We start from the raw sequence: 15,298 nt of genomic DNA on the forward strand, positions 1-15,298 counted from the left end.
TTCTCCGGATTTAGTCACATGTTGCGTAAACCGCAGCGACCTCATCTTTGGTTCGCTTGCGATAGGATGTGTTGGGGATCGCCTTCCAACCATCGGCATTCGCAAAAATGCGAGTGGCCATGCCGCCAGAGCGGGCGATGATATCGTAGTTCTGTCCTGAGTCACTTGGGTAGCAGAAGCTCATTACTAAGGGCACGGCGCCTGTGTTGACTGAACGGTGAATCCACAGGGGCGGTACATAGACCATCACTTGCGGGGTAATCTCAACGATTCTGGTTTCACCTTCGGGGTTTTCCATCAGCATCAGCCCCGCACCCGATTCGCCGTAGTAGGTTTCAGGGCGGTTGCCACGCGCATGGATGTGCCCGCGTGTCATAAAGAATTCTTCACCAATACGCCCCGGGCGCATCCAAGTGGTTCCGAAAATCAAGTCGCCCGCCACTTGGGCCGGGCGCATTTCGTCCACTTGATAGACAACGCTATCACCCTGCTCGATGACGTGCGTCTCAAACGCCGCGGCATCGGCATAGAGCCCCTCTAAATCCCGCAATTTTTTCTCGTAGTGACCCGAAGCACCGGACATCGCGCCGGTTTCGGGATTAATTTCATGGGCCGTGGGCTCTACCAGCATCAAGATCTCCAATTTTGGTAGTCTTACTACCTTGTTCGCCAATATTATTCAACCCCGAAAGTTTAAGGAACGCGGCCTTGAACTCCAATAAGACATCGAGCGAGCACTTTTCAGCGCCCGCAAAACTCCCTACATTGTGTATTACCAGGCATTTATCGTATCATTCTGACCGCATCAGCAAGCGTGGCGTCAGAAAGAAAAGGCTCCACAGTGACTGATTCACACACCCACAAAAAGCGCCACATTCTCTAGAATTATACCACAAAAATGTAGTTGAACTACTTTTTTAACTTGACGCACACCGCAATCCAGCCCTAAAAAGAAGCAACTTAATACAGGGAGGCTGCGAATGAACCGCGACACGCTAAGCAAGCACGCATTCATGTGGCCAGCGTTTCTGATCGTGCTTTTAGTCACACTGTTTCCGCTGATCTACGCACTTACGGTGTCGTTTCAGTCTATCAGGATAGTGCCCCCAATCCCGCCGCAGTTTGTCGGCCTGCAAAACTATGCGGACATCCTCGCTTCCGACAGGTTCTGGGAATCCATCGGAACAACGGCCACGATTGTCTTCATTTCGGTCGCCATCCAATATGTCGTCGGCTTTTCCCTTGCCTTGACCTTGCATCACAATGTTCCAGGCGCATCTCTCTATAGAGTCACCTTTCTGTTGCCCATGTTTCTGGCCCCGGTTTGCGTCGCGCTGATTGCGCGGATGCTTTTTCACCCGGTACTTGGGCCAGTGAATGAGCTGTTTACGATGTTCGGTTTGGAAAATGTCCCTTTCCTTACCAACTCGACACTGGCAGTCGCTGTATTGATCACCGTGGAAGTCTGGCAATGGACACCGTTTGTCGTGCTCTTAATGCTCGCTGGATTACAGGGCTTGCCAAGCGAAGTCTTCGAGGCGGCTCGGGTCGACAACATTCCAACTTGGCGCCGCTTCTGGGACATCACCTTTCCAATGTTGCTGCCCCTATCGGTTGCGGTGATTTTCATCCGGCTGATCGAAGGCTTCAAAGTAATCGACACGATCTTTGTTCTGACCGGGGGCGGACCCGGCACCGCGACAGAAACCCTGACTCTCTTTGCCTATAACGAGGGCTTCAAGAAGTTCAACATCGGGATGACGTCCGCGCTTAGCTTCCTATTCCTGATCGTCGTGATCCTGTTCGGAACCTTCTACCTGGCTGCTGCTCAGCGCCTGACGCAGAGATATCAATAATGGAAAACCGTATCTATCGCCGCATTGGCCTGATTGGCGCACTCTTTTGGCTCGCGATTTGTCTTTTCCCTCTGTGGTGGATTGTGGTTACCGCCTTCAAACCGCCTCTCGCTGTCAGTCAGGGTGCAACCTATATTCCATTCGTCGATTTCAATCCGACACTGCAGGCCTTCCGCGATGCGTTCAGCGGCATCAGGGGTGACTTTGCCTCGCCGATCTTCAGTTCACTGGCAGTTTCCATTACCGCAACAGCCTTGTCGGTTCTGCTCGGCTCAATGGCTGCCTATGCGCTTGTCCGCTTCGAATTTCGGATAAAGCTGCTTGCGGGAGTGGTTTTCGCAGTAGTAGCGATAGGCGGCTTCGTAGTCGTGACTGAAGTTCTTGGTTGGAAAGTTCCGCACGCCCTAGGTGCCATGCTTGTCCTGGCCCTGGCCATTTCTGTTTGGCTTAACACGAAAAATCTGCCCGGGCCGGTCATGAAAAACAACGATGTAACCTTCTGGTTCGTCTCGCAGCGCATGTTCCCGCCGATTGTGTCTGCCTTCGCGCTGTTCCTTCTTTATGCCGAACTGAACAAAACAGGTCTACGTATGCTCGACAGCTTCCCGGGCCTGGTTCTTGCCTACACTGCCTTTGGTCTGCCCTTCGCGGTCTGGTTGATGCGCGACTTCCTCAGCACCATTCCGGTCGAGGTCGAAGAGGCCGCCATGGTCGACAATATCGGCCGCATGCGCATTTTCTTTCAGATCGTAATGCCGATGTCTAAACCTGGTCTGGTCGCAACCTCAATGATTGTTCTGGCATTCATTTGGAACGAATTTCTCTTCGCGTTGCTTCTCACGTCGTCCAAATGGCAGACACTCCCGATCCTGTTGGCTGGCCAAAATTCCAGCCGCGGCGATGAGTGGTGGGCGATCTCAGTCGCAGCTCTCATCTCGATCATTCCTATGATCATCGTCGCCATTTTTCTGGGCCGCATGATGCGCTCAGGCCTGCTTGCCGGATCCATCAAATGAATCGGCGCTATTCAACTAAGGAGGAAATGGAATGAAGAAGTTGTTTTTGACCGCAGCGTTGCTGCCGATCGGAGCTGGGGCCCACGCTGCGTGTGCGCCTGATTATTCTGGCGTAACACTAACGGTCTCGACCCAAAATGGTCCGTTTATTGCCTCAGCGCTCAAAACCGCAGCCGAAAGCTGGGAAGCGAAAACGTGCGGCAAGATCGAACTGGTGGAATTCCCTTTCTCTGAGCTTTATCCCAAGTTCCTGACCGCGATGAACCAGCAAACCGGTGATTTTGACGTTATCGGCTTCATCCCTGCCTGGGTTCCTGACTTCGCACCCTATCTGTCATCGATGCCAGTAGAGATGCAATCCGGCGATGCGTGGGACGACATCCATCCAGTTTATCGTGAACGCCTGATGTCCTGGGGCGGTGAAATTAAGTCCGCGACCATGGACGGCGACATGCACATGTTGAACTACCGTGCAGATCTGTTTGAAGACGCTGACAACAAGGCAGCGTTCGAAGAAAAATACGGCTATGAGTTAACTGCTCCGGTTACTTGGGACCAGTACTACGATATCGCTGAGTTCTTCTCGGCCAGTGACGCGGTTAAGTTTGGCACTGCGGAAGCTTATCGACGTGGTGGTCAACAATTCTGGTATTTTTTTAGCCACGCAGCCAGCTACACGAACCACCCCGACCAGCCTGGTTCCATGTTCTTTGATCCAGAAACCATGGATGCGCAGATCAACAACCCAGGTTGGCTGAAGGCACTGGAAGACTACAAGAGCGGCTTGGACTTCAATCCCCCGGGTTCTCTGAACAGCGGTTCGGGCGATGTGCGTCCACTCTATGCTGGGGGCTCCGTTGCGATGAATATCGACTGGGCGGATTCCGGTGTGATGGGGGCGACTGAAGGCACTATCAAGGGCAATGTGCGTACGGCTATGCTGCCCGGTTCAACCACATTCTGGAACTCGAAAACCAACGAATGGGACACTTTTGACGAACCCGTGGCCTCGCCGTTTTTAGCCTTTGGCGGCTGGCAGCTGGCCGTTCCAAGCGACAGCAAGAACGCTGAGGCCGCGTGGTCCTATGTTCAAGAAGTCATCAGCCCTGAGGTCTCAGGCAAGGCGATCGTTACCGCCAACACCGGCGTTAACCCCTATCGCTTCAGCCACTACGAGGACCTAGAGAACTGGTCTTCGGTATTTACGGAAGAAGAAGCTGAAAGCTATCTCGGTGCGCAACGTGCCTCATTGGATGCGCCAAACGTTGCACTCGATCTGCGTCTACCTGGCTTCTTCTCGTACACCGAGATTCTGGAGATTGAGCTTAGCAAGGCACTAGCCGGAGAAGTTGAACCGCAAGAAGCGCTGGACACTATCGCGGCTGAATGGAACAAGCTGACGGATCAGTTTGGCCGCGAAAATCAGCTAGCAGCATACCGTGCTTCGATGGGCCTGCCCGCACTGAACTAAGGCTTTGCGTGGGCTAGGTGGATCCGGGCCCGCGCATTTCGCCATGTAAATTTGACCTGGGACACCAATATGGCCGAACCTCACGTTACTCTCTGCTCCATCGCCAAATCATTCGGTTCGGTGCAAGTCATTCCTCCTCTTGATCTGGAAATCCAGAAAGGTGAGTTCATCGTTCTTGTAGGCCCGTCCGGTTGTGGAAAAACGACAACCTTGCGGATGCTGGCCGGCCTAGAAACCGTCACCAGCGGCAATATCACGATTGCGGGAAAAGATGTAACCGATGTCCGCCCGGGCGAGCGTGACTGTGCAATGGTCTTCCAGAACTACGCGCTTTACCCGCATATGAGCGTGCGCGACAATATTGGCTATGCCATGAAAGTGCATGGCACCGCCAAGGCGGAAATTAATAAGCGTGTCGATGAAGCGGCCAACCTGCTGGGACTTGAACCTTATCTGGATCGCAAGCCCAAGAACCTCTCAGGTGGCCAGCGCCAACGTGTAGCCATTGGCCGTGCTCTTGTTCGTCACCCGCAAGTGTTTTTGTTCGACGAACCTCTGTCGAATCTCGACGCCAAGCTACGTGTAGAGATGCGCACCGAAATCAAGCTCTTGCAAAAACGCCTTGGGACCACTGCCGTTTACGTGACCCACGATCAGGTCGAGGCCATGACCATGGCCGACCGCGTGGTTGTCATGCGCAGCGGGACAATTGAACAAGCTGCCGCCCCAATCGAGCTCTACGAAAAACCTGCAAATAAGTTTGTTGCAAACTTCATTGGATCGCCCGCGATGAACTTCTTTGACGCCTCAATCAAAGACGGCGCGGTTATTCTTGGGGATCAGAAACTGCCCATGCCCGCCGAACGCTTTGCCGAACTTGGCAACCGTGAAAAGGTGGTCTTTGGTATTCGCCCGGAACATATGCGCGAATCCGAGCATACCGCCGACCTCAGATTGATTCCTGATGCTCTGGAGCCACTTGGCGCTCACACGCTTATCCTTGGCCATGTTGCAGGTGAAAGGATCACTGCGCAGGTCGATCCGCGATTCCCAGCGGAAACCGGCAAGCCATGCACAGTCAAGATTGATATGCTGATGGCGCATTTCTTTGACTCTGAAACGGAAGTCCGGCTCTAATGCGCGATCTCTATCTTGCGATTGATGTTGGGACGGGTGGACTGCGCTCTGCTCTTGTGGATCGCCATGGTAAGATCTTAGCCTACAGTCACAAGGAACATGAACAGATTGTTCGCAAGTTCGGCTGGTCCGAGCAACGCCCAGATGACTGGTGGATGGGTACGGTCCAGACGATCTATGACGTTCTGCAAAAAGTTGATGGCGCAGCTGGCCGTATTGCCGCCATCTGCTGCTGCGGGCAAATGCATGGCACTGTACTTATAGACGACAATGGCGCCCTGACCCGGGACACCGCGCCACTTTGGAACGACAAACGCACCCTACCGCAAGTCGCAGCTATGAATAGGGTTCGGACGGACCGGGAATACCTTGATCTGACGGCGAACTTGCCGGCTCCGGCCTGGCCTGCTGGAAAGCTGGCCTGGATTGCGCAAAACGACCCCAACGCATTTGGCAAAAGCGCAACCGTCCTGATGCCCAAGGACTGGATCAACTTCAAACTGACGGGTAAGCGCGCTCAAGATGTGACTGAAGCTTCACTCAGTTTTTTGATGGACCGGAGAACGAGAAAATGGTCGCCCGAGCTTTGCGATTGCGCTGGCGTTCCAACAGCCTTGCTACCGGAACTGCTGGAGCCAGGCGAGATTCTGGGAAAACTCAGCAGTAGCGCCGCCGACGAACTAGGACTGGATCGCTCCATCCCTGTACTCGTTGGTGCAGGTGACTTCCCAATGGCCCTAACTGGCTCTGGGCTGGTCGAGGCAGGAATGGGCTCAGACGTGACGGGAACCTCGACCATCATCTCGCTGATGCACAAAGACCCGGTGCTTGATCCCGAGGTTTCAAACGTGATTTCAGCCAGTGGTCTTTGGGCAGCGTTCACTCTGCTTGATGCAGGGGGAGATGCTGTGAGATGGGCGCGCCGTGCCTTTCATGAAAACAAGCGCTCTTATGCCGAAGTCGCCCAAAAATCTGCTGAGGCCGACCCTGGTGTCAACAAACTGTTCTTCCTTCCCTATTTGTCAGGGGAAAGGTTTGGTGCAAACAGCAATGCACGCGCTCAATTCTTTGGGTTGACTGCCTCACATGGGCTCGCTGACTTGCATCGCGCCGTACTCGAAGGCGTTGCGTTTTCAGTGCGCCAAAAACTAGATGCCCTTCAAGGGGACCACGGGCGTCCGGACCGCATTGTTGCAGCAAGTGGTGGCGCAAAAAACACGCTCTGGTTGGAAATCAAAGCGAGCATGTACAACACACCCTATCTGATTCCCGATGAATTGGAGTGCGGCATCGTCGGGGCGGCTATGCTGATGGCACAAGCGACAGGAGATGTCACCAGTTGCGAAGAGGCTGCAGCTAAGATGGTCTCTTATTCCTCCGAAATCCAACCTAACCCCAAATGGGCGGAAAGATACGATCGCATGATGCCGATCTATGCCCGCCTCTATGAAAGTTCCAAGGCGTTCTATGACGACCTTGATGCCCTTTAAGCCGGAGGTGATCTGACCTCTGGTGTAGAATTGCTCTGCGCTGTCATAAGGGTGCGCGGGGTAGACCGAATTGTTCGATACAGGAGCAGAAAGATGGACAAGGCAATCGAATTAAGTGACGGACACGTCATTCCCCGCCTTGGCGTCGGCGTGTGGCAGATTCCTGACGAAGATACAGCTGGCGTCGTTTCATCGGCGATCAAGGCGGGATATCGCCTGATCGACGGGGCTTTCATCTATGGCAACGAAGTTGGCATGGGTAAGGGCGTTGAACAATCTGGCGTCGATCGCGGCGAACTGTTTATCACCTCAAAGGTCTGGAATAGCGAACAAGGTTATGACGAGGCCCGCAAAGCGGTCGAAGACAGCCTTGAACGCATTGGGCTGGATTATCTTGATCTTTGCCTGATCCATTGGCCCTGCGCGACCAAGAACCAGTACGTTGAGACCTGGAGGGCCCTAATCGACGCTCAGAAAGATGGGCAGGTTCGATCAATCGGAGTATCCAATTTTGACCCGGATCATTTAGATCGCATTATTGGCGAAACCGGTGTTCTCCCGGTTCTGAACCAGATCGAAGTGAATCCACGCCTGGTTCAGACGGCGATGCGCGCTGAAAACGCTAAGCGCAACATCGTTTCGCAGGCTTGGACTCCGCTCGGTCAACTGGCGTCCTTTGATGCGCCGGCTATTCAGGCAATATGCAATCGCTTAGGCCGCTCGCCAGCTCAAGTCATCTTACGGTGGCACCTGCAACAAGGTGTTTCAGTGATTCCGCGTTCCACAGATCTGTCGCGTTTGAAACAGAACCAAGAGATCTGGGACTTTGAACTGACAGAAAAGGATATGGTGGCGATCTCTGCTCTGGACGAAGGTGTGCGCTGCGGCCCGGACCCGGCAGAATTCGAAGACGAGTGAGCTTTTGTAAACACCCCGAACATAGTTATACCTGTGGAGAGACGTGCCAACAATTGGAGCCGGAATGCCCAACGAAGCGCAAAACTTACTGGAAGTTGTTTCCAAATCCGTGGACTCGCTGCGCAAGTCTGACAAGAAAGTCGCGGAGGTCATTCTGGCGGATCCTTCAACTGCCACCCAACTCAAGCTTGCCGAACTTGCTCAGTTGGCCGAAGTGAGTGAGCCAACTGTCATCCGATTCTGCAACGCCGTTGGATGCAGCGGATTTCAGGATTTCAAGATCCGTCTTGCAGGTTCGCTTGCTTTCGGAATGCCTAGCGCACACGCGGCGATCCAGGAAGAAGACGAACTTTCATCCGTTGTTTCGAAGCTGTTTGACTTTAACCTTTCAAGTCTCGATTGGGTTCGCAGCAAACTAGACTTGAACGCGATCGAAGCTGCGGTCGACGCTATTTTGTCGGCCAACAGTCTGCATTTCGTGGGATTTGGGGCCTCTTCTATTGTTGCTTTGGACGCGCAACAGAAATTTCCCCTTTTTGGTGTGAATTGTCAGGCCACGACCGACTTCCACCAAATGCTAATCGCAACTTCGATGATGGGGGAAGGCGACATTCTGATGGCGATCTCGAACTCGGGCTCGACACGTGAAATTGCCCAATGCGTTAAATCGGCACGTGATCAAGGTGCTCTTACTATCGGGCTGACCGGTCACGAAGGCCCCATTTCACGATACTGCAATATCAATATCTTAGTCGAGACACTGGAGAACACTGACCTTTACACGCCGACAATTTCCCGAGTCGCTGCGCTTGTGGTCGTCGACATACTGTCAACTTATGTCGCGCTTTGCCGGACGCCGGAACATCGCAAGAAAATTAATGATATGAAGCGCTTCCTAAGCGAATACCGGTCGTCCGGAATTCTATGAAACGCCCGGGGAGCCTGTTGGGTATGAACCAAAAGAAACGCCCGGAGGGCAATCGGAAGAGGCCAGCTCACGCCCGGACTCTGTCCCTTTCAAAAGTTCGCGGAACTGACCGCTTAACTCAAAGAGTCACCGTGATCTCTTCGGCTAACAAGAAACTTTGCAAGACAATCCCTTCACAGTCTTGCCTTGCTCGCTGATCACGCAGTTCACTGGCTTCGCGCGCGATACATCCAGTCCAATATACAGCCTCATCTCGTCGCCCTCCATGCGGGTTCAGTACGCGAACGGCGACAGCACCGCGCTAATCTGGCAAGTGGCGAGGACATCTCCGGCCAGCTACATGTGCCTGACAACCGAGGCTTCGACATGACGGAGGCCCACAGATCCTGCTGAACCACCAACTCAAGAACCTGAAGCGGCCGACCATCCTGCGGGAATACGACAAGCAGGCTCGGCTCTGCGCTGCTGAAGTGAGAGATTACGTCCAGTTCCTGGCCCGTCTGATCGAGCTCGAACTCATCGACCGGCAACGACGGATGATCGAACGCCAGAGCAAAGCCGCGAGATTTCTGGCGACCAAAAGTCTCGACAGCTTCGATTTTGCCCAGATCCCTTCCTTGAACATGATGCAGGTTCTGGAGTTGGCGCGCGGTGAAAGGATTGACCGCTGCGAAAACGTCATCGCTCTCGGTCCCAGCGGCAACGGCGAGACCTACGTGGCGATCGGCCTCGGTCTGACTGCCTGCCAGAAGGGCCTGACAGTTCGCTTCACAATCGCCGCCGCAATCGTCCACGACTTGATGGATGCCCGCGACGAGCGCCAGCTCCTGCGGCTTCAAAAGCAACTCGTGAAACAGAAGCTCTTGACCATCGACGAGCTGGGTTTCGTACCCCTCAGGAAAACTGGCGCTGTGTTGCTGTTCAAGTTGATCTCCCAACGATACAAACGCGACTCGATCCTGATCACCTCAAACCTGACGTTCGATGAATGGACCGAAACACTCGGATCAGGGCGCCTCACCGGTGCCTTGCTCGACCGGCTGACCCACCACGTCAGCATTCTTGAGATGAACGGAGAAAGCTATCGCCTCGCACAGAGCAGGGCTCGGCAGAATTCCTAAAATACAGAAGAGACTGGTCTTGACGGACCAAGACACCTCGGCAACCGCCAGCTATATGGGAGCGCGTTTGCCAAGGCGCCGGTCACCCAAACAGTGGACGACTTTTGCTTCGCCCAATGGCAGACTTTCTTACCGCCATTGACACAAAGCTCGTTGGACAAACTTTCCCATAAGTGCGATTGCTTGAAACCTCCCCAAGGCTTGCAACAAAGCCCAATCTCAGACCTCAACAGGCGACATTAAAAGCACAGGTTGGAATGACAATCGGATGCCAGCATTCGACTTCGTTTTCCCACGGATGTGTGGCATAAGAAAATCCAACAAAACCTTGTGGATATCTACAATGCAACGAGATCAAGAGGCAAAAGATCAGATCCGCGAAATTGCTTGGATGCACTACGTTGGCGGCCTTACGCAGGCCGAGATTGCAACGCGTAGAGGCCTAAGCAAGATGAAGGTGCATCGCATGGTGCAGGCCGCCCACGACGCCGATCTTGTCAAAATCTTTGTCGACCGTGTGCCAAGCGATTGCATCAAGCTAGAAACTCGAATGCTCAAGCAGTTTTCGCTCACCAGTTGTACTGTTGTCCCGGATTCTGACATGCCACTGACCATGGATGGAACAATGTCAGTTGTGGCGAGTGCGGGCGCGCGTTTTCTTCACGGCAGGCTCGAAAAAACAGAACCTATGGTGATTGGAATCGGGTCCGGTCGAACAATGTCCGAGGTTGTGAGGATGTTGCCGCGCATCAAGCGGCAGAAGGCAGAATTCGTTTCTGCCACCGGCGACTTCGCGACGCTCAGTGCCGCCAATCCGTTTGAAGTGATACACGCGCTGCTAGACAAGACTCATGGGAAAGGCTTCGCATTTACCGCACCATTGGTTGTCGACGAACCGGATGACCGAGAATTGTTTCTCCGCCAGAAAAGCGTGCAACGCTCCTTCGCTATGTTGCGTAGCGCGGCCTTTATCATGATCGGCATCGGACATCTTGGTCCGGGATCTTTCTTTCAACAATTTGGGTTGTTGAACGATGAGGAACAGGCGGATCTTGCTCGTGCGAATGTCACCACTGATTTGGCTGGAAACCTGGTCGATGGCGAAGGAAATTTCATTGACACTGGAATCGCGCGTCGAATGCTCGGCATGGAACGAGAACTTCTCCGCTCACGGGACGTCATCGCAGTTTGCGCAGGCATGGAAAAGTGGAAGGCAGCCCGCGCAGCACTGCGCACTGGCTGCCTGAATGGGTTTGTGACGTCTCGCCGTGTCGCGGAACGTATTCTTGACGAAGACGCCGTTTAGGCCGCCGCTTTCAGCTTAGCCTGTTCTAAGGACCAGTATTCCAGGTCAAATAGGTCGCGTTCATTGATCGGTGTGAACCTACCCAGCGCCTCGGCAGAAAGGATGATCCGAGCGTTTTGCTCGGCTAAGTCGGCAGCGATGCCAGCTTCCTTGCTGTTTCGTCCGATACCAACGATTCCAAGACCGCGGATCAGGGAAACGCGCGGCAAGGGATCAAGCATCGTTTTGCTTTCCCTAGCGTGAACCGCGTTGCGTGCAAAATAGGATTCGTACCAATCTGCGTAGTCGCGCACAGCGGTCTGCCAATCCGTTACCCCGAAGTTCGCTTCACCAATCATCGGACGCGGCTTGATTCGAATAACGTGGTCTGGCGTGGCGGTTCCGCGAGACGACACATCTTCAAGGTTGGCAAGCGCCAAGTAGCGGTCATTTGCGTAACCGATACGCAGGTCAAGGACGGGACCATCGGTGCCGAACGTGCCCCAAGTGGACAGAGCTTCCCGAAGAGCGGTGATAACAGCATGCGCTCCGGGATTTTCGATCCTTGTGAATTGTTCTTCTGGCATCAGCGCTGCGCCAGAACGGACTAGGAATGTTTCACATTCATCAGTGTAGCCAATGATCCGCTCGTAGGAAGTCTTTGCGTCCTCGGCATAAGCAAAGAGACCGTGGTTCACCAGAAACAAGCCGTTTGCGGCGGTGCTGTTCTCCCTAAATATGGTGTCGGCCTCTTGGCTCAAGCGAAACCCGGGCATGACGTAGGGAACAACGCAGAGGTGATCGCCGAATATCTCCCGCGATAGCTCTGCAGCGTTTGGTTGATCGGCAATGGCCAATGCGGCGCAGGAATGCGTATGGTCGACAAATTTTGCGGGCAAAAACGCGTGTAGGAGCGCCTCGACCGAAGGGTTTGGGCCGCTTTTGTCCAGCATTTCGTTGCGTAGGAAAACCACCATTTCATCGTCTGTCATGTTCGGCACCGTGCGGGCGGTCAGAAGCTGGTCCAGCCACATGGCCGGCAGACCTTGCCCTTCGATCGTGGCCAAATCCCAGCCAGACCCTTTTACATGAATGACATCCTTTTCGCTCCCGTCCGGCGCCATCCGTTGCGTCTTGACGGAGGTGTTGCCGCCACCGTGCAATACCAGATCGGGTTCTTTGCCGATCAGACGCGACGTGTAGACACGAAGCGCAAGATCAACATCGGCCGGGTTGGGGCCTGCGTTCTCAATCAAATGCTGGGCTTCAAGATCATTCCATCTGGATCTCATACTGCTATACCTTCCGAATGTCAGTCATCGATGTGAATTTGGCGCCGGGTGGTTGCCAAATCGGTTCAAACAAATCGCACTCGGCCATCCTCGAGGCCGCCATTGTGACATCAGCCCAATTGTTCTGGATGTCGCGATAAAGTTTGTTGCGCTCAGGATCGGGATTGATGTGGCGTTCGATCGGACTCGCCATCGCAGCAAAGGCTGCATCGATACTATCCAGCATACCCGCCCCTACCGCAGCCAGCATGGCGCATCCGAGGGCCGTGGTTTCCTTTTCCACAGGGACTTCAATCTCTCTACCTGTCACGTCCGCCACGATCTGCGGCCATAACGCGCCCCGCGCGGACCCCCCCGCGAACTGAATGGTGTCGTAGCGCTGGTGTGTCAGTTCCTCCAGCTTTTGCAGATGCGAGTTGGCAAGGAAGGCGCCGGTTTCCATCACTGCGCGCGCAAGGTTGCCAAGCGCGTGCTCCGGCGTGTTTCCGTCAAATCCGATGAACCCTAGGGGCGGTTGACGCCAGTTGTCTGACTGCATTGGCGCACCGGTTGTGGCGACAACCCCCATCGCACCAATAGGCGCAGCACTTGCCATCGCCTCGATCAAATCGAAGGCCTCCAGGTCGCTGCCGGCGGCAGATAGGATGGGTTCGAAATAAGCATCGCGCACCCAACGCAGCGCATATCCCGACAGAAACCCAATGCCTTCAGTCATCCACTCGCCCGGACGCGCGTGGCACAGGGTGCGCGGTGCGCGTGACGGATCAACAAGTGGATAGTCAGTCAAAACCGTCATCTGCCAGAAACTACCGCCTACCAACGTGGCCTGCCCGGCCTTTCGGCCCAAGCCAAGTAGCGCTAGTTGGGTGTCAGCACCACCCGCGATGACCGGTGTGCCTACGGCCAAACCGGACCGACTGGCGCTCTCTGGGGTGACATGGCCGATCAGAGTACCTGCCTCGACCACTTGCGGGGCGATTGCGCGATCAAGCCCACATCGTTCGAAAAGATGATCTGACCATTGTCTGGTATTCAAATCGAAAAGAGCACTTGAGGAACCCACAGAGGGATTTGTGAAGAAGGTCCGAGTCAATCGCGTTGCCATCCAATCAGAGAGCATTCCCATGTAGCGGGCGCGCTCTAGAATATCCGGCCGGAATTCCTTGAGCCAATGATAGCGCGCAGGCGCAGTGAGCGACACCCAGTCGCCTGCGATCCGGAACACGTCTTCGGAGATTCCGGCCTGCGTCAAGCGTTCAGCCTGGACCCGCGCGCGGCCATCAATATTGGGACAGGCCCAAAGCGCCTCTCCGTTCGCATCGTAAAGCACGAACCCTTCGCGCATCGAAGTCGTCGAGACCGCCCCAATATCCGTCGCGCCCAACCCTGCGTCCCGGATCGCAGCTGCAACCACCCGGTCGATCAGAGCGCCGTTTTGCCTGGTGTCAAAATCAAGCCCGCCGGGCACACCCTCAACGGCAGAATGCGTCCACTCTTCTTGGGCGGAGCCTACGGCCACCCCGGTGAGATCATAGATCACACAGCGACCGCTTCCTGTCCCCGCGTCTATTGCTGCAACGTGTCTGTGTGACACTTTCATTTCTCCTTCCCATCTCGAAACGACGGGTCCTCACTTAAACTCGTGGTGAAGGGCTTCACCGCGAAGCATACGACCGTAATCCATTACGACCTGTTCCGCGGCAAAATTGGCAACCCGTTTCGACGCACCGGCGATGTGTGGGGTCAACGTAACATTGGGTAGCGCCAGCAGCTCATCATTTTGCGGCGGCGGCTCGGTTTCATACGTATCAAGCGCCGCACCACCCAGATGCCCGTTCGATAAAGCTTCGACTAGAGCGGTCTGATTGATCAACTCTCCGCGTGCAGAGTTCACAATCACCGCGCCGGGGCGCATCATTGCGATCTGTTCATACGAGATCATGTTGTGCGTCTCAGGTGTGAGCCGCGCGTGCAGAGTCAGGATATCTATGCGCGTCAGCATCTCATCCAAATCAACCTGCTGCACGCCATCAAGCGCATCTTGCACCGTTAGTCCGACGAAAGGATCGCAGACCAAAATTTTGCAGCCAAAGGCCTTCAGCAGCCGCACGACGCGCTGGCCGATATGGCTGTAGCCAACAATCCCGATCGTCAGATCACAAAGCTCATCCCCTGTCCGGTCATAACGATATAGATCGCCCCGCCAGACGCCCTGTTTCAGACCTACATGGCCCAGGCCGATACGCCGCAGGTTTGCCAGGATCATTCCCAGGGTGAATTCCGCCACCGCCGATGCATTGCGTCCTGGCAGGTTGCAAATCGTCACCCCGTTCTTCCGAGCGGCCTCAATATTCACGTTCACGGGACCACCCCGCGGCACACCCACAAATTTCAACCGCGGCGAAGAACACAAAAGCTCTCCCGTCACCGGCGCCAAATGGGTCACCAGCGCGTCTGCATCCGCCAGCATATCGGCGATATCAGTAGGGCTTCCGCTATATTCCTTGATCTCTTTGCCTGCCGGTCCGTCATGGGCAAAGAATGGCACCTCGGGCCAATCCAAGTCTCGCTTCAGCACTTCGACGGGTTGGTCGATATGCTTCTCGATCGCAGACTCAAATACCGACGAGGTGATAAATTGATCCCCGATCGCGGCAATTTTGAGCTTATTCATTCTATCCTCCTCACCGTTACTAATAACGTGTATTGAATATATCCCACCTATGGGCGGCTTGTGTCGACTCTTCCGAAAAGCCCACTGTCCGAGGGGCCAATCAAAAGGTT

Annotated in this window: 13 protein-coding genes; 9 read left to right on the top strand and 4 right to left on the bottom strand. The window is 54.6% G+C overall.

Features of this window, described 5'->3' with window-relative positions; all coding sequences use genetic code 11:
* Nucleotides 1–10: 10 nt before the first annotated feature.
* On the bottom strand, nucleotides 11–631 hold the full coding sequence (locus tag ABLN87_RS18415) for a glucose-6-phosphate isomerase (protein ID WP_353013100.1): 621 nt from the start codon (nucleotides 629–631) through the stop codon (nucleotides 11–13).
* A gap of 349 nt (nucleotides 632–980) precedes the next feature.
* Here ABLN87_RS18415 and ABLN87_RS18420 point away from each other — a divergent pair, with 349 nt between their 5' ends.
* The 9 genes from ABLN87_RS18420 to ABLN87_RS18460 all read left to right on the top strand — a co-directional run bounded on the left by ABLN87_RS18420 (nucleotide 981) and on the right by ABLN87_RS18460 (nucleotide 11,243).
* A complete protein-coding gene (locus ABLN87_RS18420) occupies nucleotides 981–1,856 on the top strand; it encodes a carbohydrate ABC transporter permease (protein ID WP_353013103.1) in 876 nt (291 codons plus the stop codon).
* Nucleotides 1,856–2,872: a carbohydrate ABC transporter permease gene (locus ABLN87_RS18425; protein ID WP_353013106.1), complete on the top strand. Its 1,017-nt coding sequence runs from the start codon at nucleotides 1,856–1,858 to the stop codon at nucleotides 2,870–2,872. Before ABLN87_RS18420 ends, ABLN87_RS18425 begins: the two co-directional genes overlap by 1 nt.
* A gap of 31 nt (nucleotides 2,873–2,903) precedes the next feature.
* Nucleotides 2,904–4,343, top strand: coding sequence for an extracellular solute-binding protein (locus tag ABLN87_RS18430; RefSeq protein WP_353013109.1), 1,440 nt, complete (start codon nucleotides 2,904–2,906; stop codon nucleotides 4,341–4,343).
* A gap of 69 nt (nucleotides 4,344–4,412) precedes the next feature.
* On the top strand, nucleotides 4,413–5,480 hold the full coding sequence (locus ABLN87_RS18435) for an ABC transporter ATP-binding protein (RefSeq protein WP_353013112.1): 1,068 nt from the start codon (nucleotides 4,413–4,415) through the stop codon (nucleotides 5,478–5,480).
* Nucleotides 5,480–6,970, top strand: a complete 1,491-nt coding sequence (locus ABLN87_RS18440) for a xylulokinase (protein WP_353013115.1) — start codon at nucleotides 5,480–5,482, stop codon at nucleotides 6,968–6,970. The genes ABLN87_RS18435 and ABLN87_RS18440 overlap by 1 nt, the downstream gene beginning before the upstream one ends.
* 93 nt (nucleotides 6,971–7,063) lie before the next feature.
* Nucleotides 7,064–7,888: an aldo/keto reductase gene (locus tag ABLN87_RS18445; protein ID WP_353013118.1), complete on the top strand. Its 825-nt coding sequence runs from the start codon at nucleotides 7,064–7,066 to the stop codon at nucleotides 7,886–7,888.
* Between the two features lie 64 nt (nucleotides 7,889–7,952).
* Entirely contained in the window at nucleotides 7,953–8,816 is an 864-nt protein-coding gene (locus ABLN87_RS18450; RefSeq protein WP_353013121.1) for an SIS domain-containing protein, read from the top strand.
* Nucleotides 8,817–9,199: 383 nt separating this feature from the next.
* Complete coding sequence (gene istB / locus ABLN87_RS18455; RefSeq protein WP_353013196.1) at nucleotides 9,200–9,937, top strand: IS21-like element helper ATPase IstB; 738 nt, start codon at nucleotides 9,200–9,202, stop codon at nucleotides 9,935–9,937.
* A gap of 466 nt (nucleotides 9,938–10,403) precedes the next feature.
* Nucleotides 10,404–11,243: a sugar-binding transcriptional regulator gene (locus ABLN87_RS18460; protein ID WP_353013124.1), complete on the top strand. Its 840-nt coding sequence runs from the start codon at nucleotides 10,404–10,406 to the stop codon at nucleotides 11,241–11,243.
* On the opposite strand, the gene ABLN87_RS18465 is transcribed toward ABLN87_RS18460, so the two are convergent.
* Genes ABLN87_RS18465 through ABLN87_RS18475 form a run of 3 tightly spaced genes read right to left on the bottom strand, consistent with a single transcriptional unit; the run spans nucleotide 11,240 to nucleotide 15,188 of the window.
* Nucleotides 11,240–12,514: a class II aldolase/adducin family protein gene (locus ABLN87_RS18465; RefSeq protein ID WP_353013126.1), complete on the bottom strand. Its 1,275-nt coding sequence runs from the start codon at nucleotides 12,512–12,514 to the stop codon at nucleotides 11,240–11,242. The two genes, ABLN87_RS18460 and ABLN87_RS18465, sit on opposite strands and share 4 nt — an antisense overlap.
* Before the next feature lie 4 nt (nucleotides 12,515–12,518).
* Nucleotides 12,519–14,108 carry an FGGY family carbohydrate kinase gene (locus tag ABLN87_RS18470; protein WP_353013129.1) on the bottom strand — a complete coding sequence of 530 codons (1,590 nt, stop codon included), beginning with the start codon at nucleotides 14,106–14,108 and terminating at the stop codon, nucleotides 12,519–12,521.
* Nucleotides 14,109–14,144: 36 nt separating this feature from the next.
* Complete coding sequence (locus ABLN87_RS18475; protein ID WP_353013132.1) at nucleotides 14,145–15,188, bottom strand: 2-hydroxyacid dehydrogenase; 1,044 nt, start codon at nucleotides 15,186–15,188, stop codon at nucleotides 14,145–14,147.
* Nucleotides 15,189–15,298: the final 110 nt, after the last annotated feature.

It is taken from the genome of Ruegeria sp. SCP10 (genome assembly GCF_040329495.1).
Classification (GTDB): Bacteria; Pseudomonadota; Alphaproteobacteria; order Rhodobacterales; family Rhodobacteraceae; genus Ruegeria.